Origin of the sequence: Rhizobium chutanense (assembly GCF_002531935.1) — a bacterium.
Lineage (GTDB): Bacteria > Pseudomonadota > Alphaproteobacteria > Rhizobiales > Rhizobiaceae > Rhizobium > Rhizobium chutanense.
In genome coordinates, this window is sequence record NZ_NWSV01000016.1 from 38,522 (window position 1) to 62,912 (window position 24,391).

Annotated in this window: 27 protein-coding genes; 16 read left to right on the top strand and 11 right to left on the bottom strand. The window is 62.2% G+C overall.

Going from position 1 to position 24,391, the window contains the following annotated elements; genetic code table 11:
• Positions 1-172: 172 nt before the first annotated feature.
• Positions 173-616, top strand: coding sequence for an RbsD/FucU family protein (locus CO666_RS21495; protein WP_097614220.1), 444 nt, complete (start codon positions 173-175; stop codon positions 614-616).
• A gap of 15 nt (positions 617-631) precedes the next feature.
• Here the strand turns inward: CO666_RS21495 and CO666_RS21500 are convergent, their stop codons facing one another.
• Entirely contained in the window at positions 632-1,129 is a 498-nt protein-coding gene (locus tag CO666_RS21500) for a DUF721 domain-containing protein (RefSeq protein WP_097614221.1), read from the bottom strand.
• A gap of 108 nt (positions 1,130-1,237) precedes the next feature.
• On the opposite strand from CO666_RS21500, the gene mutY reads away from it, so the two are divergent.
• The 3 genes from mutY to CO666_RS21515 are packed head-to-tail and all read left to right on the top strand — an operon-like array spanning position 1,238 to position 3,317.
• Positions 1,238-2,329: an A/G-specific adenine glycosylase gene (gene mutY, locus CO666_RS21505; RefSeq protein ID WP_097614222.1), complete on the top strand. Its 1,092-nt coding sequence runs from the start codon at positions 1,238-1,240 to the stop codon at positions 2,327-2,329.
• 2 nt (positions 2,330-2,331) lie between these two features.
• Complete coding sequence (locus tag CO666_RS21510; protein ID WP_097614297.1) at positions 2,332-2,946, top strand: HAD family hydrolase; 615 nt, start codon at positions 2,332-2,334, stop codon at positions 2,944-2,946.
• 5 nt (positions 2,947-2,951) lie between these two features.
• Complete coding sequence (locus tag CO666_RS21515; protein ID WP_097614223.1) at positions 2,952-3,317, top strand: nuclear transport factor 2 family protein; 366 nt, start codon at positions 2,952-2,954, stop codon at positions 3,315-3,317.
• A 173-nt stretch (positions 3,318-3,490) separates the two neighbouring features.
• Here the strand turns inward: CO666_RS21515 and CO666_RS21520 are convergent, their stop codons facing one another.
• From CO666_RS21520 to CO666_RS21550, 7 genes are all read right to left on the bottom strand, one after another.
• Complete coding sequence (locus tag CO666_RS21520) at positions 3,491-4,633, bottom strand: site-specific DNA-methyltransferase (protein ID WP_097614224.1); 1,143 nt, start codon at positions 4,631-4,633, stop codon at positions 3,491-3,493.
• 551 nt (positions 4,634-5,184) lie between these two features.
• Complete coding sequence (locus CO666_RS21525; RefSeq protein ID WP_143540344.1) at positions 5,185-5,550, bottom strand: hypothetical protein; 366 nt, start codon at positions 5,548-5,550, stop codon at positions 5,185-5,187.
• Between the two features lie 231 nt (positions 5,551-5,781).
• Positions 5,782-6,228, bottom strand: coding sequence for a transposase (locus CO666_RS35155; RefSeq protein ID WP_097614226.1), 447 nt, complete (start codon positions 6,226-6,228; stop codon positions 5,782-5,784).
• A gap of 68 nt (positions 6,229-6,296) precedes the next feature.
• A complete protein-coding gene (locus CO666_RS21535; protein WP_245436832.1) occupies positions 6,297-6,554 on the bottom strand; it encodes a hypothetical protein in 258 nt (85 codons plus the stop codon).
• Positions 6,555-6,862: 308 nt separating this feature from the next.
• Positions 6,863-7,276 (bottom strand): hypothetical protein, encoded by a 414-nt coding sequence (locus tag CO666_RS21540; RefSeq protein WP_097614228.1) that lies wholly within the window; start codon positions 7,274-7,276, stop codon positions 6,863-6,865.
• A gap of 148 nt (positions 7,277-7,424) precedes the next feature.
• Entirely contained in the window at positions 7,425-7,775 is a 351-nt protein-coding gene (locus CO666_RS21545; protein ID WP_097614229.1) for an antibiotic biosynthesis monooxygenase family protein, read from the bottom strand.
• On the bottom strand, positions 7,772-8,101 hold the full coding sequence (locus tag CO666_RS21550; RefSeq protein WP_097614230.1) for an NIPSNAP family protein: 330 nt from the start codon (positions 8,099-8,101) through the stop codon (positions 7,772-7,774). The genes CO666_RS21545 and CO666_RS21550 overlap by 4 nt, the downstream gene beginning before the upstream one ends.
• Positions 8,102-8,170: 69 nt before the next feature.
• Between CO666_RS21550 and CO666_RS21555 the strand changes: the two genes are divergently transcribed.
• Positions 8,171-8,857, top strand: coding sequence for an ArsR/SmtB family transcription factor (locus CO666_RS21555; RefSeq protein ID WP_097614231.1), 687 nt, complete (start codon positions 8,171-8,173; stop codon positions 8,855-8,857).
• A 47-nt stretch (positions 8,858-8,904) separates the two neighbouring features.
• Here CO666_RS21555 and CO666_RS21560 read toward each other — a convergent pair whose 3' ends face one another.
• Positions 8,905-9,126, bottom strand: a complete 222-nt coding sequence (locus tag CO666_RS21560; protein ID WP_097614232.1) for a hypothetical protein — start codon at positions 9,124-9,126, stop codon at positions 8,905-8,907.
• 288 nt (positions 9,127-9,414) lie between these two features.
• Here CO666_RS21560 and CO666_RS21565 point away from each other — a divergent pair, with 288 nt between their 5' ends.
• From CO666_RS21565 to CO666_RS21580, 4 genes are all read left to right on the top strand, one after another.
• Complete coding sequence (locus tag CO666_RS21565) at positions 9,415-9,987, top strand: hypothetical protein (RefSeq protein ID WP_097614233.1); 573 nt, start codon at positions 9,415-9,417, stop codon at positions 9,985-9,987.
• Between the two features lie 52 nt (positions 9,988-10,039).
• Entirely contained in the window at positions 10,040-10,381 is a 342-nt protein-coding gene (locus tag CO666_RS21570; protein ID WP_097614234.1) for a hypothetical protein, read from the top strand.
• Positions 10,382-10,390: 9 nt separating this feature from the next.
• Entirely contained in the window at positions 10,391-10,834 is a 444-nt protein-coding gene (locus tag CO666_RS21575; RefSeq protein WP_097614235.1) for a hypothetical protein, read from the top strand.
• A gap of 218 nt (positions 10,835-11,052) precedes the next feature.
• Complete coding sequence (locus CO666_RS21580) at positions 11,053-12,885, top strand: methyl-accepting chemotaxis protein (protein ID WP_097614236.1); 1,833 nt, start codon at positions 11,053-11,055, stop codon at positions 12,883-12,885.
• Between the two features lie 86 nt (positions 12,886-12,971).
• On the opposite strand, the gene CO666_RS21585 is transcribed toward CO666_RS21580, so the two are convergent.
• The gene (locus tag CO666_RS21585; RefSeq protein WP_097614237.1) at positions 12,972-13,868 is read right to left on the bottom strand and encodes a LysR family transcriptional regulator; all 897 of its coding nucleotides are present in this window, start codon (positions 13,866-13,868) and stop codon (positions 12,972-12,974) included.
• 119 nt (positions 13,869-13,987) lie between these two features.
• On the opposite strand from CO666_RS21585, the gene CO666_RS21590 reads away from it, so the two are divergent.
• The 3 genes from CO666_RS21590 (at position 13,988) to CO666_RS21600 (ending at position 16,947) form a co-directional block, all read left to right on the top strand.
• Positions 13,988-15,376 carry an MFS transporter gene (locus CO666_RS21590; protein ID WP_179869740.1) on the top strand — a complete coding sequence of 463 codons (1,389 nt, stop codon included), beginning with the start codon at positions 13,988-13,990 and terminating at the stop codon, positions 15,374-15,376.
• Positions 15,377-15,545: 169 nt separating this feature from the next.
• Positions 15,546-16,235: an HAD family hydrolase gene (locus CO666_RS21595; RefSeq protein ID WP_097614238.1), complete on the top strand. Its 690-nt coding sequence runs from the start codon at positions 15,546-15,548 to the stop codon at positions 16,233-16,235.
• Between the two features lie 388 nt (positions 16,236-16,623).
• On the top strand, positions 16,624-16,947 hold the full coding sequence (locus tag CO666_RS21600) for a helix-turn-helix domain-containing protein (protein ID WP_245436833.1): 324 nt from the start codon (positions 16,624-16,626) through the stop codon (positions 16,945-16,947).
• Positions 16,948-17,200: 253 nt separating this feature from the next.
• Here the strand turns inward: CO666_RS21600 and CO666_RS21605 are convergent, their stop codons facing one another.
• Entirely contained in the window at positions 17,201-17,845 is a 645-nt protein-coding gene (locus CO666_RS21605; protein ID WP_097614300.1) for a hypothetical protein, read from the bottom strand.
• A 263-nt stretch (positions 17,846-18,108) separates the two neighbouring features.
• Here CO666_RS21605 and thrC point away from each other — a divergent pair, with 263 nt between their 5' ends.
• From thrC to CO666_RS21630, 4 genes are read left to right on the top strand one after another with little or no spacing between them, the layout of a single operon-like run.
• Positions 18,109-19,533: a threonine synthase gene (thrC, locus tag CO666_RS21615; protein WP_097614240.1), complete on the top strand. Its 1,425-nt coding sequence runs from the start codon at positions 18,109-18,111 to the stop codon at positions 19,531-19,533.
• A gap of 3 nt (positions 19,534-19,536) precedes the next feature.
• Complete coding sequence (locus tag CO666_RS21620; RefSeq protein WP_097614241.1) at positions 19,537-20,832, top strand: M16 family metallopeptidase; 1,296 nt, start codon at positions 19,537-19,539, stop codon at positions 20,830-20,832.
• A gap of 28 nt (positions 20,833-20,860) precedes the next feature.
• Positions 20,861-21,475: a GNAT family N-acetyltransferase gene (locus CO666_RS21625; protein WP_097614242.1), complete on the top strand. Its 615-nt coding sequence runs from the start codon at positions 20,861-20,863 to the stop codon at positions 21,473-21,475.
• Complete coding sequence (locus CO666_RS21630) at positions 21,472-24,384, top strand: sensor domain-containing phosphodiesterase (RefSeq protein WP_097614243.1); 2,913 nt, start codon at positions 21,472-21,474, stop codon at positions 24,382-24,384. The genes CO666_RS21625 and CO666_RS21630 overlap by 4 nt, the downstream gene beginning before the upstream one ends.
• The last annotated feature ends 7 nt before the right edge of the window (positions 24,385-24,391 follow it).

The following is a 24,391-nucleotide window of genomic DNA, read 5'->3' on the forward strand; positions in this document are numbered from 1 at the left end:
CAAAATCGAAAGATTAAAACGACCCCGAACAAGCCTCCCCAGCCTCGGCAGTCACCGGCCTATTTCATCCTCCAATGAAATGGTGAAAACCGCTATATGACCATCGAAACGTTTGCGCAAGCGTTTTCTTCGATGTTTTATGATGATATATGGGGAAAATGGAGGAACGAACATGGCACTGAAAAACATTCCCGGGATTCTTTGCCCGGATCTTTTGTGGATATTGAGCGCGATGGGTCATGGCGACGAGATCGCCATCGTCGACAAGAATTTCTCGGCGTGCCGCGTGTCGAAAAAGACCGTCAGCGGCAAACTCGTCTCGATGAACGCGGCCAGCGCCCCAGACGCCATAGCGGCGATCCTGGCGGTCATGCCGCTCGATCACTTCGTCGAACAGCCGCTCATGCATATGGAGGATCCGGAGCAGACCGGCATCATGCTGCCCGTTCATGCGGATGTCGAATTGCTCTGCTCGACGGCGGAAAAGCGCAGCATCACGAGCAGGCCCATCGAGCGCTTCGCCTATTATCCACTGGCTGAATCCTGCTTTGCTGTGGTTCAGACGGGGGAAATACGGCCCTATGGCAATTTCATCTTGAAGAAGGGCGTCGTTTAGCGGCGGTCCTTGGTATCAGCGTCGCTTTCCCGGCCTGCCCATCACCGCCGTCCCTAACCGCTGGATCGCCTGGCGCAGCTTGTCGTTCTCGATGCCCTCCATCATGCCTTCGAGCTTGCGGGCGGCTTCGCCTTTCAGCGGCGGCGGGGTGCGGGAGCGGCGTATGGCCTGGGAGACCGGTTTCTGGACGATGCGGATCTGGTGGACGGCGGCGAAGCCGAAGAAGCTGTTGATGCGCTGGATGAGTTCGCCCTGGGCATGGGTGAGAAACAGGGCGCGCGCACCTTCGCAAGCAATCGTCAGCACACCGGGGCGGAAGCCGCCGTCATCGCCGCCGCCGCGGGCCCAGGCGATCTTTTCCGGCCGGGTGCAATCGGCGAAATCCTCGCCGGCGATTTCGCTCCAGGAGCCGAGCAGCGCCGTGTTGATGCCGGCGCGGCGCGCAAGGACGGGATCGATCAGCCCGTTCGCCAGCTCGGAAATCTGCTTTGCACCTTTGCGTGGATAACTCATCGAAAACCTTGGGGGCGCCGGCCAATCGCACCGGGAATTGGCGGGAGCGACTTGATCGCGCGGCATTGCTTCGCCAAGTATAGGCACTTCCCCCGATCCCGGCAAATCATGACGATCAAGACACTCGACACGCCATCCGCCAAGCCCCTGCTCGACTGGTACGACCGCCATCACCGCGACCTGCCCTGGCGTATCTCGCCCGGCATGGCGGCCCGCGGCGTCCAACCCGATCCCTATCACGTCTGGCTTTCCGAGGTGATGCTGCAGCAGACGACGGTGCAGGCGGTCAAACCCTATTTCGAGAAGTTTCTGCAGCGCTGGCCTGATGTGACCGATCTTGCCGCGGCCGAAACCGAGGCTGTGATGGCCGCATGGGCCGGGCTCGGCTATTATGCGCGCGCCCGCAACCTGAAGAAATGCGCCGAAGCGGTGGCGACAGAACATGGCGGAGTCTTTCCCGATACCGAAGAAGGGCTGAAGTCGCTGCCCGGCATCGGCGATTATACGGCCGCCGCCGTCGCGGCCATCGCCTTCAACCGGCCGGCGGCCGTGATGGACGGCAATGTCGAGCGGGTGATCTCCAGGCTCTATGCGATCGACGCGCCGCTTCCGGCCGCCAAGCCGCTGATGAAGGAAAAAGTGGCGCAGCTGACACCCGCCGCCCGCCCCGGCGATTTCGCCCAGGCGATGATGGATCTCGGGGCGACGATCTGCACGCCGAAGCGGCCGGCCTGTTCGCTCTGTCCGTTCCGGGATGCTTGTCAGGCGCTGAAGCTTTCCGATCCCGAGCTCTTTCCGGTCAAGGCGGCGAAGAAGGAAAAACCGGTGCGCTACGGCGCGGCCTTTATCGCGGTGACCGGTGAGGGCGAGATCCTGCTCCGGCGGCGCGCGGACAGCGGCCTGCTCGGCGGCATGACCGAGGTGCCGACGTCCGCCTGGACGGCGCGCCTCGACGGCGAAACATCCGTCTCGGCCGCCCCCTTCGAGGCGGCATGGCAGGCCTGCGGCACCGTCATCCACGTCTTCACCCATTTCGAGCTCAGGCTTTCGATCTGGCGCGCGGCGATCGCCGGCCAGGTCGCCCGGGATGACGGATGGTGGGAGCCGGTTACAAATCTTGAAGCCCAGGCCCTGCCGACCATCATGAAAAAGGCGATCGCGGCGGCTATTCCTCTCACGTTCAAAACATCCAAGGGATGACCATGACCACCGACATAAAGCATATTGTTTTCGACATCGGCAAAGTCCTCATTCATTACGATCCTCATCTTCCCTTCAGCCGCCTCATCCCCGATGAGACCGAGCGCAACTGGTTCTTCGCCAATATCTGCACCCATGACTGGAACATCGAGCAGGACCGCGGCCGCACATGGGCGGAGGCCGAAGCGCTGCTGATCGCTGAGCACCCGGCCCGCGAAGAACATATCCGTGCCTTCCGCAAATACTGGCACGAGATGGTGCCGCACGCCTATGCGGACAGCGTCGCCATCATGGAAGGGCTGATCGCCGAGGGACGCGACGTGACCATGCTCACCAATTTCGCCTCCGACACGTTTCGCGAAGCGCAGCAACGTTTCCCGTTCCTGACGAAACCGCGCGGCGTCACCGTGTCCGGCGATGTCGGCCTGATCAAGCCGGATCTTGCCATCTACGAAACCCATACGAAGAGCTTCGGCCTCGACCCCAAGGCAACGATCTTCATCGACGACGCGCCGGCCAATGTCGAAGGCGCCAAGGCCGCCGGCTGGAATGCGGTGCTGTTTTCCGGCGCGGAGAAACTGCGCAGCGATCTCGCCGCCTACGGCGTGAAGGTCTGAGACCCATGGCTTTCGACCCGGCAGAGGAAATCGAACGTTTTCACGCCGCCATCAACGCTCTCGATTTTGCGACGATCGAGGGCTATTTCGCCGAGGACGCCACCTATGTCTCGAACGGCGTCGGCAGCCTTTCCGGCCGGCCTGAGATCATGGCCGCCTTCCGGCGCTATTTCGACGATTATCCCGATCAGACGGCGGAAAATTCGCTGGTGGAAAGCCTGACGCCGCTTTCCGGCCGCGCCGTCTGGTCGCTCCGCGCCACCCACAGCCGCACCGGCGAGCCGCTGGTGCGCGAGGGTGAGGAGACGATCACCTTCAATGAAGACGGCCGCATTACGCGCGTCGAGGTCACCGACTACAAGGATTTCTGAAACAACCCCTCGGAAATAGAAGACGCCCGAGGTTGAAGCCCCGGGCGCCTTGGTCTTCTTCCGCAACTGGAGGAAACCGGAAGAAGGTTTTTCGATCCGCCAGAGCATGATGCCGAAAAGTGTAAGCGGTTTTCGGACGACATCATGCTCCAACTCTCTGGTTTAGATGGTGCTCACTCCACCTTTGCCAGATCACTGCGGATGACGGACCTGAGATCGTCGATCGGGCGCAGGGACTGCCCGTCTTCGAAGTGCCAGAAGGTCCATCCGTTGCATGCATCGAGACCCTGCACCTTGGCGCCGAGACGATGAATGGAGCCGGCCTCGCCACCGGAGGCGACCGTGCCGTCGGCGCGCACGATGGCGCTGTAGCGGCGCCTGGCGTCGGTCAGCACCTGGCCGGGCTTGATCAGGCCGCTTTCGACGAGCACGTTGAAGGCGACGCGCACTTCGGCCTTCTTGCCGGTCATGACGGTCAGTTCCGCCTTCCCCAGCGGCTCGACGGCGGCGATGCGGGCCGATGCCGCATCGATATAATCCTGCTCGCGTTCGATGCCGACGAAATGGCGGCCGAGGCGCTTGGCGACGGCGCCCGTCGTTCCCGAGCCGAAGAAGGGATCGAGCACGATATCGCCTGGTTTGGTCGAGGCCATGATGACGCGGGCGAGCAACGCTTCCGGTTTCTGGGTCGGATGCACTTTCTTGCCGTCCTCGCCCTTCAGCCGCTCGCCGCCATTGCAGATCGGGAACAGCCAGTCGGAGCGCATCTGCACGTCGTCATTGGCCGCCTTCATCGCATCGTAATTGAAGGTATAGCCCTTGGCCTTGGCGTTCGGGCTTGCCCAGATCATGGTCTCATGGGCGTTCTGGAAACGGCGGCCCTTGAAATTCGGCATCGGATTGGTCTTGCGCCAGATGATGTCGTTGAGGATCCAGAAATTCAGATCCTGCAGCGTGGCGCCGACGCGGAAGATATTGTGGTAGGAGCCGATCACCCAGATCGAGCCCGTGGGCTTCAGCACGCGGCGGCAGGCGAGCAGCCAGGCGCGGGTGAAGGCGTCATAGGCCTCGAAGGAAGCGAACTGATCCCATTCGTCATCGACGGCATCGACCAGCGACTGGTCGGGACGGTGCAGCGATCCGCCGAGCTGCAGATTATACGGCGGATCGGCAAAGATGACATCGACGGAGTGGGTGGGCAAAGCCTCGAGGGCGCTGACGCAATCGCCCTTGATGATCGTGTCAACCCAAGACTGCGGCCGGGAATCCGCCTTGACGGAAGCCTTGAGGTCGGCAAGCGGAAAAACTGATGCCATTCTGATACTCACTCATACGCTCTACGCTTAACTCGCCGTTATGGTTACCCAACTTAGTTACCAAAGCCTGAAGCAGTGGCCGATTTCGGGAATTTATTGTGGCGGCAGTCGGGCCGCTAGGGAATGGCCGTGCCATGCGGTTGAAGCGGTTTGCCTTCCCCGCTCTCGCTAAAACGGTTGGTCACTATTGCCCGAACGTCCTTCAATCCCCGCGAGACATACTCTGCCGTCAGAAGAGCGATTCTTCATAAAATTAATGGCTTATCCCCTTCGCACAGGCATCTACTTCTAATGGTATTGTGAGGACGGAGCGGTATCCATTCCCTCGAAAAACAGTTTCCCGCGCAGGAAGGACGATAGCTCAACAGCTTTGAAGCAAGGTCAGATCCGGCAAGCTATTTCACGTGAGGCCGCAGCTATGGTTGATTAGTCCAACGATGTTTTGTGGACAGCCCGCCCTCGCCAAAGGCCCATTGAAACTATCGAGCCAGAGAGACGCCCGTAGGATATCGTCTTCTGTGTCGGAGATCATGAGCAACCCGTGCAACCATTCATGGCTGTACTTCAAACCCTACCGCGATTCGTCCTGAAGCATCCTGCTTGCGTAGCTTCACTGTGGCGGGTTCTAAGGCGGAGCCAGATATTGAGAATTTCACTTTGAGCTTCTCATCGCCTTCCCAAGTGATAGAGGGGGAATTCTCGATCATGCCATCTCGCAGCGCGAAGGTGGCGCATTCGGCTTCAAACACGGCCATATCGCTCGCACTCGTCTTATCCGTGGGCACTCCAACGGGAACCACCGTAAGGCGATCGTAGCAATATGGAGAGATTGCGCCGCCGCTTGTCCATGTCGTTAACACTGCCTTGAAGCTTCCGTTTGGAGAAGTCACGAACGTAGCGCCGTCGGCTTCGCCCATACTGCCCCCGTCCAGCGCGAAACCTAGAAGAAGCAAGAGAACGGTGCCAAACCCGACAACGGCGAGCACTGCTGTGACTATACGGAAACCGTTTCTGATCATAACAACCCTGGAGTGCTTCCTCTGGAACTATCTACCGATTCATTTAGCGGCAAAATGCAGACTTGACGAAAATTTGCCAGCCCGCAATGCATGCTGGACATCCCACAGTTGGGAGGATTAGGCGCATCGCTAGCTCAGTTTGGATAGCCTTCGTCGAGCCCCCGTCAGCTTCGAGCCGATAGGAACATGGCGGAGGTAGCCTCTAACGATGTCTTCCGGGGCCAGACTCGGTGGATGAACGTATCGCCTCATGTTGCCCTCCTCACTTGGCCGCCTCGGCGGCAACGCAGAGCGTCGCGGAGTCCTCCGCCGATATTCCGACCTCTTCTCGCTCCGTCTCGCTTCGTCAAGGGCAGCCCGACAGCCTCTGCCGTGCGAAAGACTTCGCCGTGGGGTCTGGTGCCCACGATCCTCCAAGCGCCGGTAGGCCGCGTTGCCGTCGGTGACGAGCGGGCTGCCGACGGCGGTGTTGTCCCGGATGAAAGCATGAAGGCTCTCGGGGCTGATGTTGACGATCCGCTGCAGGCGGCATCGCGCAGGGTACTTCCCCGCCTTAACCTCAACGGCCCCGATCATGATAATCTTGCCGATGGGGCTGCGGCGTAGCCGCCGTAGCCCATCGGACCGAGGGCATCTGTGATGTTTTATTCCAGATTTTCCCTCACATAAGAAAAGCTCAGTATCGAGTCAAACATCAGCTCATATTCCAATGATATAGTATCCGTTATTTTATTATCTTTAATTCTCCTCATCTCACAACTAACTTTCTTCTCAAAATAACTACCCTTTTCGCTGCATTCTCCGTCTATTTCACCTGGATTGCGGTGGGTTAAGTCAGCAGCATCTGCGATTGCTCGCTCCGGGAATGTAACTCCAATACGATCAGGATTTTGGATAAACATGACAATCGTCGAAAAGATGTAAAATGCCAAGACAATGAAGATAAATGAAAATATAGCCGTCCAAGTAAATTTAATGATCCTTGAAGTCCACACAGTTCGGTTTCCGGTCAGGTTTCAGATGAAGACCGTAGATAGCATTTTCTTCATCGACCGATGGATATAAATTGCTGTCACGCGCGCGTCAGCTGCGTGACTGCCAAGATGCCATAGACAAGCAACTTTCAGGGCGCCAGCGGGCCGCATGGCTACCTGCCAGGCCGTGGAATGAGTTTATTTCCGTTCTCGCTAGCGCGTGCCCGGACGTCCAGCTAGAGTTCCAACACCTTCGCCAAGGGGCCGTCCTTGGCGGCGAGCCGTGACCTCCCGGGCGCGATCCCATGTTGCAGTATCGCGAATAGTTGTCCTCGCACCCATAGCTGCGCCTCGACCGGCCGATCGGCAGTTTGCTTCCACCGAACACTCAGTTCGGAGGCGCTCGCTATCGGTTTGAAATCGAGATTGCTTACGAATTCTGCCGGATTTGAAAAAGGCAGTTTTGAAGGGTCGTTCCAATCCACCGTCTCAGGACCGGGACCGCGATTGTACAACCACACATCGCTGACCATCACCCCAGCGGAATCCAAGAGATAGGCATAGGCCTTCGCACCGTCATCTTCGATGATGACTGAGTATCCTGTTCCTTCATTCGATAGCTGCGCCCAAAAATCCTCCGGTTCCTCCAACCTTCATCCCCCTATCCGTTACGCGGATGCGCAGATACCTTCACGGAAAGGCACCTTGTCAATAACACCCAGCATCTCGGGCGAAGGTTAATTCGGGAGGCGGCACAATCGTATGCCATTAAGAGTTCGTCGGCTGTCGCCACTCGGATCAGGCCGCATCGTGAACCCTACGGCTGTCATCAGGCGCCTCGTCGCGTTCGAACATGCCGTAATCGCGCACCACACTGGCGATCCGCAGGCGGTAATCGGCGAAGATGCCGCCGCGTCCGGCCTGCTGCGCGGCCCGGTGCGCCTCGAGATTGCGCCATTCCTTCACCGCCGCCTCGTCGCGGAAGAAGGAAAGCGACAAAAGCTTGCCGCGGTTCGTCAGGCTCTCGAACCGCTCGATCGAGAGGAAACCGTCGATCTTTTCGAGTTCCGAGCGCAATTCGCCGGCGAGATCGAGATATTTGTGGCGTTCGCCCATATAGGGCACGACTTCGAAAATGACGGCGATCATGGCAGCACCAGCTTGGCGTGAGGGGCGGAGACATTTTTCAGGAAGATGCGGTCTTCCTTCAGGATGAAGCGTTCGCGCCTGGAAAATTCGTAATTGTCGCGGCCGAGCGGGTCGGCGGCCAGCCGGGCGCGATAGGCTTCGTAGGCGGCGAGGCTCTCGATATTGTAGACGCCGTAAGCCGTCGTTGCCGATCCCTCGTGCGGGGCGAAATAGCCGATCAGCTCGGCGCCGTTTTTCGGAATTGCCTGGCCCCAGTTGCGGGCATATTCGGCGAAGGCGTCTTTCTTGAAGGCGTCGATTTCGTAGCGGATGAAGCAGGTGATCATCGGTCTCTCCTTTATGCTCGCCTGTTTTCGCACATTGCCTGACGGCGATGCTTCGGTTACGATCGAACTATGAAGGAAGGTCCAGATATTGCGCAGATCGGTGCGCTGATCGGCGATCCGGCGCGGGCCAACATGCTGGCGGCGCTGACCGGCGGGCGGGCACTGACGGCGACCGAGCTTGCCGGCGTCGGCGGCATCACCGTCCAGACGGCCAGCACCCATCTCGCCAAGCTCGAAGCCGGCGGGCTGCTCGCCCAGCGCAAGCAGGGGCGCCACCGTTATTTCACGCTCGCCGACGAGGCCGCCGCCCGGCTGATCGAAAGCATGATGGGTTTTGCCGCGGGGCGCGGGCATCTGCGCCACCGGCCAGGGCCGAAGGAGCCGGCGCTGCGCAAGGCGCGCATCTGCTACGATCATCTGGCCGGCGATTACGGCGTGCGCATGCTCGACAGCCTGATTGCCTCAGGCGCGATCGACGCGATCGGAGACGGCCTGGCGCTGACGCAAAAGGGCGAAAACGATCTCAAAGGCATCGGTATCGATGTCGGCGATCTCAGATCGTCGCGCCGGCCGCTCTGCCGCTCCTGCCTCGACTGGAGCGAAAGGCGGGCGCACCTCGCCGGCAGCCTCGGCAAGGCGCTTCTCTCAAGCTTCCTCGACAAGGGCTGGGCGCGGCGCACGGCGGAAAGCCGCTCGATCATGTTTTCTCAGGAAGGCGACCGGCAGTTTTTGAGGCTGTTTCCGGTCGATGCGTGAGCAAATCAGGCCTCGGTCGATCATATAGAGGAGGCTACGAGATCATCTCACGCTGAGCAGCCCTTCTTCCTCATCTTCTTTTCGATCTTTGCCCTCTTTTCGGGCCCATCTCCGGCATGTTTTCCGCCAGTCAAACCATGATCCAGCATCGCCTGCAGCTCCGCACAGCTTCTGTGGTTCTTGCCGCCCTTTGCGATGACGTCGGTGGATGTGAAGGCAAATAGCAGCGCTGCGGCTGCCGCCGATGAAACAAGAGCTGACTGCCTCATGGCCCCTCTCCTCTTGCCGGCCATGTTACGATCGAGCCCGCGAACCCGCAATGTGTCGCGCCGTCGCAGAAGAGCGCAAATCTCCTCGCCGCCGGCCGATCCATACCCCGGTTTGAAGGTCCAGATCCCGGCTTTCCCATCGCTCGCGACGGGGGATCAGACCAAAGTCGGGCGTCTATCCGACTGAGGGCTTAGGAGAGGAACAGTGCGGTTTAACCGAAGTTTGTCAGGCAGCTGTCCATCCACAGAGGATGCGACGGCGAACGAAAACAAACGGAGGAATACCCCATGATGAAGGTAACACATCTGGCATTGGCAGCGGCCTTTCTCGCCGGCACTGCGGTGACCGGCTTCGCTCAATCGTCAAGCACGGTCGGCACCGGCGGTTCGTCGGCTGGCGGCGGAACTGCGAGCAGCACGGTCGGTACTGGTGGCAGCTCTGCCGGAGGCACTTGCCCTGCCGGCGCAACCAACTGCAATTCCGGCTCGTCCTCGACGCTCGGCACCGGCGGCTCGTCGGCTGGCGGCGGCACTTCGAGCAGCAGTGTCGGCACCGGCGGCTCTGCCGCGGGCTCGGGGTCCGGCTCGGGCTCGGCTTCGACGCTCGGCACCGGCGGCTCGTCGGCCGGCGGCGGCACGTCGAGCAGCAGCGTCGGCACCGGTGGCTCTGCCGCAGGTTCGGGCGACGCCAACGCGGCCTCGAGCGTCGGAACCGGCGCTTCGTCTGCGGACGGAGACAAGACGGGCAGCACAGTCGGCACCGGAGGCAGTGCAGCCGGAACTTCGCACGACAGCAAGGGCAAGAAGGGCTGCGCACCCGGCCAGGTCAAGAAGGACGCCGCCGGCACCAAGGGTTGCTGACGCTGTCGGCCGGCGCCGTTGCGGCGTCGGCCAAACCCTTGGAGATAAGACAATGACCCAACTTTCCACAATCGCACTAACCACGTCGCTGGTCCTGGCCGCCGGGCATGTCATGGCCGAGGAAATCAAGCTCGACGACGGAACGACATGCACCATCGTCCAGTCCCAGGCCGGCGATACATCCACCACGGTCACGGCCGGCAACGGCCATGTTTCGTCGTCGACCACGACCGGCAGCGGCTCGGCCGGTTCCTCCTCATCCGCCACCGCCGGCTCCTCGGCCGGATCGGGAAGCGTCGACAGTTTTTCCACGGCGAGCATCACAAAGCCTGACGGCACCGTCATTACCAAACGGTCCGACGGAACCTGCTCGATAGCGAAACCGACGAAATAGGAGAAGACGATGAAACATCTCCACCTTATCGCAGCCGCTGCCATCACGCTGCTCGCGTCGAGCTCGGCCGTGCTTGCGGAGGAATGCAACGCGGCAGGAACTGTCGGCACGGGCGGGAGCGCTTCTGCCGGCGGCACATCGGCAAGCTCCGTGGGAACGGCGGGCACCTGCCGGACCGATGGCGGCACGACATCCTCGATCGGATCGGGCGGAAGCGCGGCCACCATCGACGGAAAGGCGCAAAGCAAGACGCACATCAACGATAATGGCGACAAGCTCAAGGCCCAGACCAAGGCCCAGGCCGTCGACCAGGGAACATTCAGCAAGTCCCGCACCAAGACCAGCACCGACGGCAGCGCCCTGGAAAGCACGACCCGCACCATGTCGCATGTGCCTGGCGAGAAGCCGGTCAAAAATACCACCAGGCAGAAGATCATCCTGCCGGAACAATAAGTTGACGGGCTCGCCTCGAAACAGAGGTGAGCCCTGTTTTGGCGCGATTGCAGCCGGCCCTTCCTTCTCCCGGCCGATCCCGCTGCGCAATCAACCGCTCATCGAATGAGCCGAACTCTGCAACCTATTGTTTTTACGCGGCTTCGCGACGCCTCGCTGAGAAATCATTAAGCATGTTTCGATACTCTCAGGTTCTACATTAACGTGAGAGCCCCATCATGGCGTCGATCCAGCATAAGATCATCATTGCAAGCATCGCGATTTTCGCTTTGGCCGGCGGCGCCACGAGCGTTGGCATCTGGTCTGCTTCCACCCTTTCTGCAAACAGCGCCGATGTCGCCCAGTCGGCACAAATTCTGCGCAACCACATGCAGGCTGACATGATGCATGACGCGCTGCGCGCCGACGTGCTGGCGGCCCTGCTGGCGTCCAACCCGGCAGCCGGCATCGACGCCGGCGCGGTGAAGGCCGATCTGGCGGAGCACAAGACATCGTTCCGGGAGATGATCGACGCCAACAGGGCGCTCGCCACCGACGAAAAGACAAAAGCGATCCTTGCCGGCATCGAACCTGCCCTCATTGCCTATGTCGACAGCGCCACGAAGATCATCGATCTTGCCGGCCAGGATCCGGCGGCGGCATTGAAGGCCCTGCCCGAATTCATGGCGCAGTTTTCCGCGCTGGAAACGGGAATGGAAGAGACCGGCGACCAGATCACCGCGACCTCCGACGAAATTTCGAAGCGCAGCGCTGAGGTCAAGGCCTCGGTGGGCATGGTTCTGAAGGCACTTCTGGCCTTGGCCGCACTCTTCGCCATCGGCCTTTATTTCCTGACCCGCAAGAGCGTCACCAAACCCATTCTCGCCCTTTCCAACGATATGCAGAAGCTCGCCGCCGGCGACACGGCCATATCAAGCAGCGCGATCGGCCGCAGCGATGAAATCGGCGCGATGGCATCGGCTGTCGAAGTTTTCCGCCAGGCGGCGATCGCCAACAAGCAACTCGAAAAGGACGCCGAAGCAGCGCGCCTGCAGGGCGAAACCGAGCGGGTCACGGCCCGCAAACAGGCCGACGAGGATGCCGCCGAACGGCTGCGGGCGGCGACTTCGGGCCTTGCCGCCGGCCTGAAGCGGCTTGCCGCAGGCGATCTCGCCTTCCAGATCGAAGAGCCCTTCGCCCCTGATTTCGAGAGCCTCCGGCATGATTTCAACATGTCGATCCGGCAGCTCGACCAGACGCTTGGCGCGATCGCGGCTGCCATTGCGGCAATCGACGAAGGCACAAGGGAAATCGCATCCGGGGCCGGCGACCTGTCGAAGCGGACCGAACAGCAGGCGGCCTCGCTCGAAGAAACCGCCGCGGCGCTCGATCAGATCACCGCCAATGTCTCGAATTCGAGCAAGCGCACCGACGAGGCGCGCACGGAGGCGACCGATGCAAACCGCAATGCCGCCAAGTCCTCCGAGGTCGTGTCGCATGCCGAAGAGGCGATGCGCCGCATCGAGGCGTCGTCGCAGCAGATCTCCAGCATTATCGGCGTGATCGACGAGATCGCCTTCCAGACCAATCTGCTGGCGCTGAACGCCGGCGTCGAAGCGGCACGCGCCGGCGAGGCCGGCAAGGGCTTTGCGGTCGTCGCCCAGGAAGTCCGCGAACTCGCCCAGCGATCGGCGAAAGCAGCGAAGGAAATCAAGGGCCACATCGAAAAATCGTCGGAGGAAGTGGAAAGCGGCGTCAAGCTGGTTCTCGACACCAGCCAGGTTCTGAGCGCGATCAGCGAACAGATTGCCCGCATCAACCAGCACATGGATGCCATCGCCGTCTCGGCGAGGGAGCAGTCGACCGGCCTTGCCGAAGTCAATACCGCCGTCAATTCCATGGATCAGGTGACCCAGCAGAACGCGGCGATGGTCGAGCAATCGACTGCCGCATCCAGCCAGCTTGCCCAGGAGGCCGCCAAGCTGCGGGAACTCGTGTCCCGGTTCAAGCTCCGGGCGACGGCTTCGGCGCAATCGGCAGCCGGCCGGCCGCGCGCGCAGTGGGCCGCCTGACCGCTTCGTTCAAAAACGCGCTGCGCCCTGACAGGATCGCTCATTCCAGCGAAACCGGGCGCAGCGCTTGCTTTGGCTGGCCTCACTCAACTTACTGAGTGGAACGTCTCGAAAATCAGCGCCCTCAGCCAGCGATGCGCGGGATCTGCATCCATGCGGGGGTGCCAGGCCTGGACGATGTTGAAACCCGGCACGGCGACCGGCAGGTCGAAGGTCCTGATTTCCCTGATCGCCGCCGACTTGCAATAGGATTTTGGCACCGAGCCGATCAGATCGGATGCCGCCGCAACGGCGATCACCGCCGGAAAGCTCGGCACGATCAGCCTGACATCACGCTCATGGCCGAGTTCGGCGAGCGCCCTGTCGACGGGCCCGACATAGTCCGCCTGCGGCGAGAAGACGACATGGCCCAATGCGGCATAATGTTCAGCCGTTATCCCTGCATCGAAGATCGGATGGCCTGCCCTCGCGACACCGACAAACCGATCCTCGAACAGGGTCTGGCAGCGCAGCTCGCCGCCATCGCGCGGCAGGACGCCGATATCGAGATCGACCGCCGCCTCCCGCAGAGCCTGAAGGTCCTTGTCCGATCTCGGCGCAAAGCGAAGCCTGATCCCCGGCGCAGCGTCGGTCACGGCGGCGCTGAGATCGGCGGCGTAGAGAAGCACGAAGGCCTCGTTGGCACGGATCGTGAAGTGGCGCCGCACCTCCCGGATCTCCACCGTCGATGGCGGGCTCAGCACCGCCTTCACGGCGTCTCTCAACACCTGCACCTCTTCGGCAATCGCCAGGGCATGGGGCGTGGCAACCATACCGCGCCCGGCCGGCACGAGGATCGGATCGCCGAGCGCCGCCCTCAGGCGGGACAATGTCCGGCTCATGGCCGATGTGCTGAGGCCGAGCCGGCGCGCGGCGGCCGATACGCTCTGCTCGCGCAGCAACACATCGAGCGCCACCAGGAGATTGAAATCGAGATCGGACATGGCGCAAGTCTAATCAGGCATGGCGCCATACGCAACGGTCAATTGCTTCCGTTGCGTCTGGCGCAGGAGATCGACGCGGGCTAATGAATCGGCCATCTCACCAGCACCGAGGAGTTCTGATGTCCCTCACCTGCACCGCACCGATCGCCCAAGACGGCCTGGCCTCGCCCCGACGGTATCTGGCCGTTGCCCTCTTGCTTCTGACCATCGTTCTCGTCGTTCTCGACGGCGCGATCGCCAACGTCGCCTTGCCCTCGATCGCGCTTTCGCTGCAGGCGCAAGCCGACAGCACCGTCTGGGTCGTCTCGGCCTATCAGCTGGCCGTGCTCGTCGCCATTCTCCCATGTGGGGCGCTCGGCGAAATCTACGGCGCGCGGCGGGTCTTCCTGATCGGTGTCGCGCTGTTCACCGCGGCGTCGGCGGCCTGCGCTCTGGCGGGCGACCTGCCCTTGCTGATCCTTGCGCGTTTCGCGCAAGGGCTCGGCGCCGGCGCGATCATGGCATTGGGCATGATGAACCTGCGCCAGGCGCTGCCGCAGCATATGCTGGGCCCGATCATCGGCATCAATGCCATGGTCATCGCCATTTCTGCGGCGGCCGGCCCCGGCATTGCCGGCGCCATCCTTTCCGTCACGAGCTGGCCCTGGCTGTTTGCGGTCAATATACCGCTCGGCATCGTCGTTCTCGTCGGCGGCGGCCTGCTGGGGCACGTCGAGGGCGCAAAGCGCAAGCTGAAGGTGAAGGCGCTGCTCGCCAATACGGCGATGTTCATCCTGTTCTTCTCAGGCGCCGACCGGATCGCCACCGCGCCGGTCGGCGGTGCCGCCCTCATCGCGGCGTCGCTCGCCTGCCTTTTCATCCTGCTGCGCCTCGAACGGAAGAGTGACGTCCCGCTCGTCCCGACCGATCTCCTGGCGACACCGGCATTCCGCGTAGCGGTGATCGCCTCGATCGCCTGCTTCTGCGGCCAGATGCTCGGCACCATCGCGCTCCCCTTCTACCTGCAACACAGGCTGCACATGACGCCGGTTCAGGCCGGGCTCTACATGATGGCCTGGCCGGCCGCGACCGCGATCATCGCGCCGATCTCGGGGCGCCTGGCAAACCGCGTCAAGACGGCATGGCTTTGCGCCATCGGCGGGGCGCTGCTGGCGCTCGGCCTTCTGGTGGCCGGCCTGACGCCACCCGACCCGAAAGGCATCGCATTTCTCGTCGGCACGGTGCTCGCCGGCCTCGGTTTCGGGCTGTTCCAGACGCCGAACAATCGCATTCTCCTTCTCTCGGCACCGAAAGCCAGAAGTGGTGCCGCGGGCGCCATGCAAGGCACCGCACGGCTGCTCGGCCAGACGCTCGGCGGGATCTCGATGTCGGTCATTTTTGCAACCTTGCCGTTGTCGACGGCACTCACCTTTGCGGTCGTCATTGCAGGGGGCTGCGCTGCCATAGCAAGCCTGGTCAGCCTGAGCCGGGCGCGCTACGAGGTGGCGGGTCAGCTCGGCGCGGCCTGAACGCGCCCAGCGGCCGTCCGGGTGCACATGGGTTCATGGAGCCGCTCGCCTGCCGCATCGCAGCCATGCTTGGGATCAGGTTGAGCTTTGGCCGGGCATCGTGTAAAGCCGCAGCATTTCCGGACAAGACCCAGGCTTTCGGCCCAGATTTTCAGCAAGGCGTGAACATATGGACGGCTTCGACCTCATCATCTTCGACTGCGACGGCGTTCTGGTCGATTCCGAAATCATCGCCGCGGAAGTCGAATCCGCGCTGCTGACGGAGGCCGGCTATCCGATCAGCGTCGAGGAAATGGGCGAGCGTTTCGCCGGCATGACATGGCGCAACATCCTGCTGCAGATCGAGCGCGAGGCGAGCATCCCGCTGTCGGCCTCGCTGCTCGATAAGTCGGAGAAGATGCTCGACCTCAGGCTGGCGCAGGACGTCCAGGCCATCGCCGGCGTCGAATTCGCCGTCTCCAGACTGCCGATGAAGCGCTGCATCTGCTCGAATTCGAGCAGCAAGCGGCTCGACATGATGCTCGCCAAGGTGGGGCTGAAACCGCTGTTTGCGCCGAATATTTTCTCCGCCAAGGATCTCGGCCCCGACCGCGCCAAGCCGAAGCCCGACATCTTCCTGCATGGCGCAAGCCAGATGGGCGTGTCGCCCGACAGGGTTGTCGTGGTCGAGGATTCCGTGCACGGCGTGCATGCGGCCCGCGCCGCCGGCATGCGCGTCATCGGCTTCACCGGCGCCTCGCACAGCTATCCCGCCCATGCCGACAAGCTGACCGATGCCGGCGCCGAAACGGCAATCTCCCGCATGAACGACCTCCCGGGCGTCGTTGCCGTACTGGCGGCCTGGGAAGGCGTTCTCTGAGGCTATTGACCTGCGACAGGCATTTGCTGTTGTCGTCGCCGCGCTTGTGGCCTCGGAAGGCTTGCTCTGAAGCACTTCACGCGACAGTCTCTCCTCCTCATTCCTGTGCTTGTCACAGGAATCCAGTGCGCCCAAGTCCTTGGGCGCGGAAGACTCCCTTATGTTCGTTGATTCATTCACGGCGCCGACGCGCCGTGGCTGGATTCCTGTGACGAGCACAGGAATGAGGGAGGGTGGTGCCTGCCGATCTCGGTAGCGGCCGGCTAGGTTCCCCACTCCGTCGCCCTCATGCGAGCCGGGGGTTACGGCATCGGATCGCGTCATTTGAAATTAAAGATAAATGCCAATATAGTAGCAATTATCTCGCGGATCTGAGGTAAATGCCATTATGTTCGCATTTAATCTGACATCTCCTGCCGAGGTGATCGGTGGCCTTTCGGAGAGAATGAAGCGTCGACGCATCGATGCCAGCCTTACCCAGAGGGAACTGGCAGCGAGGGCCGGCGTTTCCTATGGATCTCTGAGATTGTTTGAGGAGACAGGAAAGATTTCGCTCGAAGCTCTTGTGAAGATCGCCTTTGTCCTGGAAGCCGAAGCAGAATTCGAGCATTTGTTTCCGCCTCGGCCACCCAAGACGATTGCCGATGTCATTGGCCGTCCTGTCAGGCAGAGGGTGCGTAAAAGACGAAATTCAAGCCAGTCCGGAAAATGAGCACCGTTCTCGATCTTGGCGGACAGTCACGGCTGTCCGGTTCGGGGCAGTCTTGCAACCGGCTAGATAGTTGACCAATTGGCTGCCCCTCACCCTAGCCCTCTCCCCGTAAAAACGGGGCGAGGGGACGTGCCTTGCGAGAGATTGGTGGGGAACGGAGAGGTTGCGGCATGGTCCCTTCGCCCCGTTTACGGGGAGAAGGTGGCGGCAGCCGGATGAGGGGCCGCTATCGGATGCAGTTTCCGAAATCGTTTTAACTGCTCTTCTTGGTCTTCGCCGGCTGGGTGTCGAAGCCGACATTGACGCGCACCAGGGCGCCGGCGCCGACCGGCATCTTGATGCCGTCCTTGCGGAAGATCACCTGGGTGCCCGGGGCACCGGCCGGGATTTCGGTCGCGAATTTGGTGACCTCGGAATAGAGCACGGTCTCGCCGTCGACGATGGAGACGCGGATCGGCAGCGTCACCGGGCCGGGGGCGCCGGCCGGGCCGGTGATCAGGCGCAGCTGGGCAACGACGGTCATCGTCAGGTTGGTGTCGCTCAGCGAGCACTGGCGGGTATAATCGCCGAAGGAGGCCTGGACGACGATCTGCTGCGGATCGTCCTTCTTGCCCTTGGCATAGGTGCGGAAGATCGCATCCTGGTCACGCATGAAGATCTGCGGGCAGGCGCCCTGGACGACGGGTGCGACGGTGCCCTGCGCCGTCTTGGCGGTGCCGATCGACGGATTGTTCGAGGAGGGGTTGGCGGGTGCCAGCGGCATGATCTGGGCATTGCCGCTCGGCTGAGCCGCAGCCGCCGGCTTGCTGTCGCCGCCTATGCCGAGGGAATTGCAACTCGTCAGCAGGGCAAGAACAGATGCGGAGACGATGAGACGCGAGACCTTGCCGAGCACCATATTCCATCCCTTGTACAAGCGTTTCTTGGCGGCCCCATGTCTTTTCCGCGAGGCCTTTCATGACGGTTTGCGATGGTCTATATCAGCGGCGCAAACAAAAATCGATTGGGTAAGCACCGTTTTGATGCACTTTTCGCCGCCGGATGCGGGCAACTTCAACAGGATACCCGCGATGGCGCGCCTCAAGGGCAGCCCCTCTCCCATTTTCGGCGAAGCGCGCCACGGCTGCGCCCCGCCGGGTTTCTTCCAGCGATAGATCAAGGATGACTGACGTGGACTATATCTCGACCCGCGGCGAGGCCCCTGCCCTCGGCTTTTGCGACGCCCTGCTGACCGGGCTGGCGCGCGACGGCGGGCTCTACGTTCCCCGGCAATGGCCGAGTTTTTCCAAGAAGCAGATCCGGGCGCTGCGCGGCAAGAGCTATCAGGAGGTCGCCTTCACCATCCTGTCGCCCTTCACCAATGGCGAGATCCCCGACGATACCTTCCGGGCGATGATCGACGAGGCCTACGGCACCTTCCGCCATCCGGCGATCGCGCCGCTCGTCCAGACCGGGCCGAACAGCTTCGTCATGGAGCTGTTTCACGGCACGACGCTCGCCTTCAAGGACGTGGCGATGCAGCTGCTGGCGCGCCTGATGGATTATGCGCTGGAAAAGCGCGGCGAGCGGGCGACGATCGTCGGCGCCACCTCGGGCGATACCGGGGGTGCCGCGATCGATGCCTTTGCGGGGCGCGAGCGCACCGACATCTTCATCCTCTTCCCGCACGGCAAGGTCTCACCGGTGCAGCAGCGGCAGATGACGACCTCGACGTCTTCGAACGTGCATGCGCTCGCCGTCGAAGGCAATTTCGACGACTGCCAGAATCTGGTGAAGGCGATGTTCAACGACGCGGCCTTCCGCGACAAGGTGCGGCTTTCCGGCGTCAACTCGATCAACTGGGCGCGCATCATGGCCCAGATCGTCTATTACTTCACGACGGCCGTCGCACTCGGCGGGCCGGACCGGAAGATCTCGTTTACGGTGCCGACCGGCAATTTCGGCGATATTTTCGCCGGCTACTGCGCCAAGCGCATGGGCCTGCCGATCGACCGGCTTGTCATCGCCACCAATGAAAACGACATTCTGGCGCGGACGCTGAAGACCGGCCGCTACGATATGAAGGCGGTCAAGGCGACGACCTCGCCGTCGATGGACATCCAGATCTCCTCGAATTTCGAACGGCTGCTGTTCGAAGCCTATGGGCGCGACACCTCCAAGGTGCGCGCGGCGATGGAAAGCCTCAAGCAATCGGGCGGTTTCGAGATCGGCGCGCAAGCGCTGAAGGCGATCCGCCGCGATTTCCGCGCCGGCCGCGCCAGCGAGAAGGAGGTGGCCGCGACGATCCGCAAGACCCATGCCGAGACCGGTTATCTCCTCGATCCGCATTCGGCGATCGGCGTCTTCGTCGCCAACAAGAAGGAAAAGCCGAATACGCCGATGGTGACGCTTTCGACCGCGCATCCGGCGAAATTCCCGGCCGCCGTAAAATCGGCCTGCGGTATTGACCCGGCGCTTCCGACGTGGCTTGCTGATCTGATGCACAGGGAGGAGCGCTTCCAGATCATCGAACCGGAGCTGAAAGCCGTAGAAACCTTTATCGGCAAACACGCCCGCGGCGAGACGACGGCAGGCGCAGAAAGATAGCCAATGACAGTTGAGTGCACCCGGCTGAAATCCGGGCTGACAGTAGTGACAGAGACCATGCCGCACCTTGAAAGCGTTGCGCTCGGCGTCTGGATCAAATCGGGATCGCGTAACGAGACGGAAGACGAGCACGGCATCGCCCACCTGCTCGAGCACATGGCCTTCAAGGGCACGGCGCGCCGCTCGGCCCGCCAGATCGCCGAGGAAATCGAGGATGTGGGCGGCGAAGTCAACGCCGCCACCTCGACCGAGACGACCTCCTATTACGCCCGCGTCCTCAAGGATCACGTGCCGCTCGCCGTCGACATCCTCGCCGACATTCTGACGGAATCGGCCTTCGAGGAGGAGGAGCTGGAGCGTGAGAAGCAGGTGATCCTGCAGGAGATCAACGCCGCCAACGACACGCCCGACGACGTGGTGTTCGACCGCTTCTCCGAGGTCGCCTATCGCGACCAGACGCTCGGCCGGCCGATCCTCGGCACGCCTGATACCGTCGTCTCCTTCACGCCGCAGCAGATCCGCACCTATCTCGGCCGCAACTACACGACCGATCGCATGTTCGTGGTCGCCACCGGTGCCGTCGAGCATGAAGAATTCGTCCGCATGGTCGAGGATCGTTTCGCGAGCCTCCCGACCCAGCCTTCGGCCCCGCCGGTGATGGAAGCGGCGCGTTATATCGGCGGCAGCGTACGCGAACCGCGCGACCTGATGGATGCGCAGATCCTGCTCGGCTTCGAGGGCAAACCCTACCACGCCCGCGATTTCTACTGTTCGCAGATCCTTGCCAATATCCTCGGCGGCGGCATGTCCTCCCGGCTGTTCCAGGAAGTGCGCGAGTTCCGCGGTCTCTGCTATTCCGTCTATGCCTTCCACTGGGGCTTTTCCGACACCGGCATTTTCGGCATTCATGCCGCGACCGGCGGCGAAAACCTGCCGGAACTGGTGCCCGTCATCATCGACGAGCTGCACAAGTCAGCCGATCAGATCCACCAGAAGGAAATCGAGCGCGCCCGCGCCCAGATCCGCGCCCAGCTGCTGATGGGCCAGGAAAGCCCGGCGTCGCGTGCCGGCCAGATCGCACGGCAGATGATGCTCTACGGCCGGCCGATCTCCAATCCGGAGATGATGGAACGGCTTGAGGGCATCACCATCGAGCGGCTGACGGATCTCGCCGGCCGGCTGTTCTACGACACGGTGCCGACGCTTTCGGCAATCGGGCCGCTGGAACAGCTCGCACCGATGGAAGACATCACCGCCTCGCTTTCGGTCCCGGCGTCGAAGACGCTGCAGGCAAGCTGAGCCGACGTCTGTCTGCCGGGAGTGATCGATGCCAAAATCCGTTTTTCGGTTTCTGTCGCGGCAGCCGGATGCGGTCGAGCTGGAAAACGACAGATATCTGTTGCGCCTGCCGCGCTACCAGGATTTCAACCAGTGGCATCGGCTGCGCGCCGAAAGCCGCCGGTTCCTGGAACCCTGGGAGCCGACATGGCGGCGCGACGAGCTGACGGAGGGCGCCTACCGCGCCCGCGTCATCCGCGGCAAGCAGGAATATGCCTCGGGCCAGGCGATCCCGCTGTTCATCTTTCTCAAGGAAGACAAGACGCTCGTCGGCGGCATCACCATCGGTTATATCAGGCGGGGTGCGGCACAAAGCTGCATGATCGGCTACTGGATGGGCGAACGCCATGCCGGCCAGGGGCATATGTTCGCCGCTCTTCAAATGGTTATTCCTTACATCTTCACCGGGCTTGAGTTGCACCGTATCGAAGCAGCCTGTATTCCAGATAACGCGCGCAGCATCCGTCTGCTTGAAAAGGCCGGGTTTCAGCGGGAAGGCTATCTGCGCGGATATTTGAAGATCAACGGTCAGTGGCATGACCATGTGATGTTTTCACGTCTCGCCACCGATACGGATAAAGGCAGGAAAACCGACAGCCGATGACCAGAGACCGCATGCTGCCCAAATCACCGTCCGGACGAGTGATCGCGGTGATCGCAGCCTTTTTGCTGGCGGCGTTCGCCTTGGTGGCGGGCGCTGCCCAGGCGGCCGAACCGGTGAAGATTTCCCGTGACGATACCGCGCTCGACCTGACGGCGACGACCGAAATCTACGTCAACCAGGGCGAAGCCTTCCAGGTTTCGACGGCTGCCGGCGCCGACGGCATCCGCCGCCGCATCGAGGTCAGAGCAAGCTCGGAAAACCACCAGGGCGACTGGGCGGTGTTTGCGCTCGCCAATGTTTCGGAAGAACAGCTCGAACGCGTCATCGTCGCGCCGCATTTCCGTCTGGTCAATTCCAAGCTGTTCTGGCCGGATCTCGGCTCGCAGCGTATCAGCGCCATCACGCCGAGCGAAGGTTTCGCGCTCGACCGGCAGCCGAGCGACGAGGCCGACGTCTTCCGCATCACGCTGAACCCCGGCGCCGTCATCACCTTCGTCGCCGAGCTGTCGACGCCGGAGCTGCCGCAGATCTATCTCTGGGAACCGAACGCCTACAAGGACACGATCAACGCCTTCACGCTCTATCGCGGCATCGTGCTCGGCATTGCCGGCCTGCTGGCGGTGTTCCTGACCATCCTCTTCGTCGTCAAGGGCACCTCGATGCTGCCGGCAACCGCGGCGCTTGCCTGGGCGGTGCTCGGCTATATCTGCGTCGATTTCGGTTTTCTCGGCAAGCTGATCAGCGTCGCCTCGGCCGACCAGCGAATATGGCGCGCCTGCGCGGAAGTTGCGCTCGCCTCGAGTTTCGTCATCTTCCTGTTCACCTATCTCAACCTCAATCGCTGGCATGCGCATCTCGGTTACGCCACCCTTGCCTGGGTGCTCGGCCTTGCCCTGCTCTTCGGCGTGGCGATCTACGATCCGTCGATTGCCGCCGGCATCGCCAGGCTGTCCTTCGCGCTGACGGCGGCGACCGGCCTGCTTTTGATCATCTATCTCGGCTTCAACCGCTATGACCGCGCCATTCTGCTGGTGCCGGCCTGGGCGCTGACCCTCGTCTGGCTGTTCGGGGCGTGGCTGACAGTCACCGGCCGGCTCGACAACGATATCATCCAGCCGGCGCTCGGCGGCGGCCTGGTGCTGATCGTGCTTCTGATCGGCTTCACCGTCATGCAGCACGCCTTTGCCGGCGGCGCCTTCCAGCAAGGGCTGTTTTCCGATCTCGAACGGCAATCGCTGGCCTTGACCGGCTCCGGCGACATGGTGTGGGACTGGGACGTGGCGCGCGATCGCGTCGTCACCATCCCCGACGTCTCGGTCAAGCTCGGCCTGTCGCCGGGCGCCATGCACGGGGCGGCGCGCAACTGGCTGCCGCGGCTGCATCCCGATGACCGCGACCGCTTCCGCGCCACGCTCGACGTGCTGCTCGAACACCGCCGCGGCCGGCTGAACCACGAATTCCGCATCCGCGCCGAGGACGGGCATTTCCACTGGCTGTTGATCCGCGCCCGGCCGGTGCTCGGCTCGAACGGCGAAATCATCCGCTGCGTCGGCACGATCGTCGACGTCACCGAGCAGAAGAACTCCGTCGAGCGGCTGCTGCACGATGCGCTGCACGACAACCTCACCGGCCTGCCGAACCGTCAGGTCTTCCTCGACCGGCTGCAGTCGGTGCTGGCGCTGGCGCCGGGCGGAGAGACGCTGCGGCCGACGGTGATGGTGATCGACATCGACCGCTACAAGCTGGTCAACGATGCGCTCGGCGTCGCTGCCGGCGACAATATCCTGATCGCGCTGACGCGGCGGCTGCGCCGGCTGCTGAAGCCGCAGGACACGCTGGCGCGGCTTGCCGGCGACCAGTTCGGCCTGATCCTGGTGTCCGAGCACAATCCGGCCAAGGTCGCCGATTTCGCCGATGCGATCAGCAAGGCGATCATGGTGCCGATCAACTTCGCCAATCGCGAGATCATCCTGACGGCCTCGGTCGGGCTGGCCTCCTGGGTCGACCGTCAGGAGAGCGCCACCGGCCTGCTCAGCGACGCCGAGCTTGCGATGTACCGGGCCAAACGGGCCGGCGGCAACCGCGTCGAACCGTTCCAGCCGGCCTTCCGCGATTTCGGCACCGACCGGCTGCAGCTGGAAACGGACCTGCGCCGCGCCATCGAGCGCAAGGAATTGTCGATGGTCTACCAGCCGATCGCCCGTCTGGAAGACGTCGAGGTCGCCGGTTTCGAGGCGTTGATGCGCTGGGAACATCCCAAACGCGGCAATATCCCGCCCTCCGAATTCATTCCGATCGCGGAAGCCTCCGATCTCATCGGCCCGCTCGGCATGTTCGCGCTGGAACAGGCGACCAACGATCTGATGGGCTGGCAGACCCAGACCGGCGAACTGCCGATCTTCGTCTCGATCAACCTGTCGAGCGTGCAGTTGCTCAACAACGAACTCTATGACGACGTGCGCTCGGTCCTCGCCAAGACGCATTGCCAGCCCTCGCGCCTCAAGCTCGAGCTGACGGAATCCATGGTGATGGAAAATCCGGAGCAGGCGCGCCTCGTGCTGCAGAAGCTGAAGGAAGCCGGCATCGGGCTGGCGCTCGACGATTTCGGCACCGGCTATTCGTCGCTTGCCTATCTCACCCGCTTCCCCTTCGATACGATCAAGCTCGACAAGGCGCTGGTGCGCGACGGCAGCGACAAGAAGGCGACCGTGCTGCGATCGGTGATCTCGATGGCGCGCGAACTCGAGATGAAGGTGGTGGCGGAGGGGATCGAATCCAACGAGGATGCGATCGAACTCGCCAAGATGGGCTGCAGCTACGGTCAGAGCTACCTGTTCGGGCCGCCGATCCCTTCGGAATCGGTGCTGCGACTGCTGCGGGAGCGCTTTCCGCTGACGAAGCGGGCCTGAGCGGCGG

Excerpts from the sequence above, each read along its gene's own strand:
- CO666_RS21600 (WP_245436833.1), top strand. The coding sequence starts at position 16,624 with ATGTTCGCATTTAATCTGACATCTCCTGCCGAGGTGATCGGTGGCCTT.
- CO666_RS21515 (WP_097614223.1), top strand. The coding sequence starts at position 2,952 with ATGGCTTTCGACCCGGCAGAGGAAATCGAACGTTTTCACGCCGCCATC.
- CO666_RS21495 (WP_097614220.1), top strand. The coding sequence starts at position 173 with ATGGCACTGAAAAACATTCCCGGGATTCTTTGCCCGGATCTTTTGTGG.
- CO666_RS21620 (WP_097614241.1), top strand. The coding sequence starts at position 19,537 with ATGACAGTTGAGTGCACCCGGCTGAAATCCGGGCTGACAGTAGTGACA.
- CO666_RS21550 (WP_097614230.1), bottom strand. The coding sequence starts at position 8,101 with ATGATCACCTGCTTCATCCGCTACGAAATCGACGCCTTCAAGAAAGAC.
- CO666_RS21555 (WP_097614231.1), top strand. The coding sequence starts at position 8,171 with ATGAAGGAAGGTCCAGATATTGCGCAGATCGGTGCGCTGATCGGCGAT.
- CO666_RS21570 (WP_097614234.1), top strand. The coding sequence starts at position 10,040 with ATGACCCAACTTTCCACAATCGCACTAACCACGTCGCTGGTCCTGGCC.
- CO666_RS21575 (WP_097614235.1), top strand. The coding sequence starts at position 10,391 with ATGAAACATCTCCACCTTATCGCAGCCGCTGCCATCACGCTGCTCGCG.
- CO666_RS21535 (WP_245436832.1), bottom strand. The coding sequence starts at position 6,554 with ATGTTTATCCAAAATCCTGATCGTATTGGAGTTACATTCCCGGAGCGA.
- mutY (WP_097614222.1), top strand. The coding sequence starts at position 1,238 with ATGACGATCAAGACACTCGACACGCCATCCGCCAAGCCCCTGCTCGAC.
- CO666_RS35155 (WP_097614226.1), bottom strand. The coding sequence starts at position 6,228 with ATGATCGGGGCCGTTGAGGTTAAGGCGGGGAAGTACCCTGCGCGATGC.
- CO666_RS21560 (WP_097614232.1), bottom strand. The coding sequence starts at position 9,126 with ATGAGGCAGTCAGCTCTTGTTTCATCGGCGGCAGCCGCAGCGCTGCTA.
- CO666_RS21510 (WP_097614297.1), top strand. The coding sequence starts at position 2,332 with ATGACCACCGACATAAAGCATATTGTTTTCGACATCGGCAAAGTCCTC.
- CO666_RS21580 (WP_097614236.1), top strand. The coding sequence starts at position 11,053 with ATGGCGTCGATCCAGCATAAGATCATCATTGCAAGCATCGCGATTTTC.
- CO666_RS21525 (WP_143540344.1), bottom strand. The coding sequence starts at position 5,550 with ATGGGCGAAGCCGACGGCGCTACGTTCGTGACTTCTCCAAACGGAAGC.
- CO666_RS21625 (WP_097614242.1), top strand. The coding sequence starts at position 20,861 with ATGCCAAAATCCGTTTTTCGGTTTCTGTCGCGGCAGCCGGATGCGGTC.
- CO666_RS21500 (WP_097614221.1), bottom strand. The coding sequence starts at position 1,129 with ATGAGTTATCCACGCAAAGGTGCAAAGCAGATTTCCGAGCTGGCGAAC.
- CO666_RS21520 (WP_097614224.1), bottom strand. The coding sequence starts at position 4,633 with ATGGCATCAGTTTTTCCGCTTGCCGACCTCAAGGCTTCCGTCAAGGCG.
- CO666_RS21605 (WP_097614300.1), bottom strand. The coding sequence starts at position 17,845 with ATGGTGCTCGGCAAGGTCTCGCGTCTCATCGTCTCCGCATCTGTTCTT.
- CO666_RS21585 (WP_097614237.1), bottom strand. The coding sequence starts at position 13,868 with ATGTCCGATCTCGATTTCAATCTCCTGGTGGCGCTCGATGTGTTGCTG.
- CO666_RS21630 (WP_097614243.1), top strand. The coding sequence starts at position 21,472 with ATGACCAGAGACCGCATGCTGCCCAAATCACCGTCCGGACGAGTGATC.
- CO666_RS21590 (WP_179869740.1), top strand. The coding sequence starts at position 13,988 with ATGTCCCTCACCTGCACCGCACCGATCGCCCAAGACGGCCTGGCCTCG.
- CO666_RS21595 (WP_097614238.1), top strand. The coding sequence starts at position 15,546 with ATGGACGGCTTCGACCTCATCATCTTCGACTGCGACGGCGTTCTGGTC.
- CO666_RS21565 (WP_097614233.1), top strand. The coding sequence starts at position 9,415 with ATGATGAAGGTAACACATCTGGCATTGGCAGCGGCCTTTCTCGCCGGC.
- CO666_RS21545 (WP_097614229.1), bottom strand. The coding sequence starts at position 7,775 with ATGATCGCCGTCATTTTCGAAGTCGTGCCCTATATGGGCGAACGCCAC.
- thrC (WP_097614240.1), top strand. The coding sequence starts at position 18,109 with ATGACTGACGTGGACTATATCTCGACCCGCGGCGAGGCCCCTGCCCTC.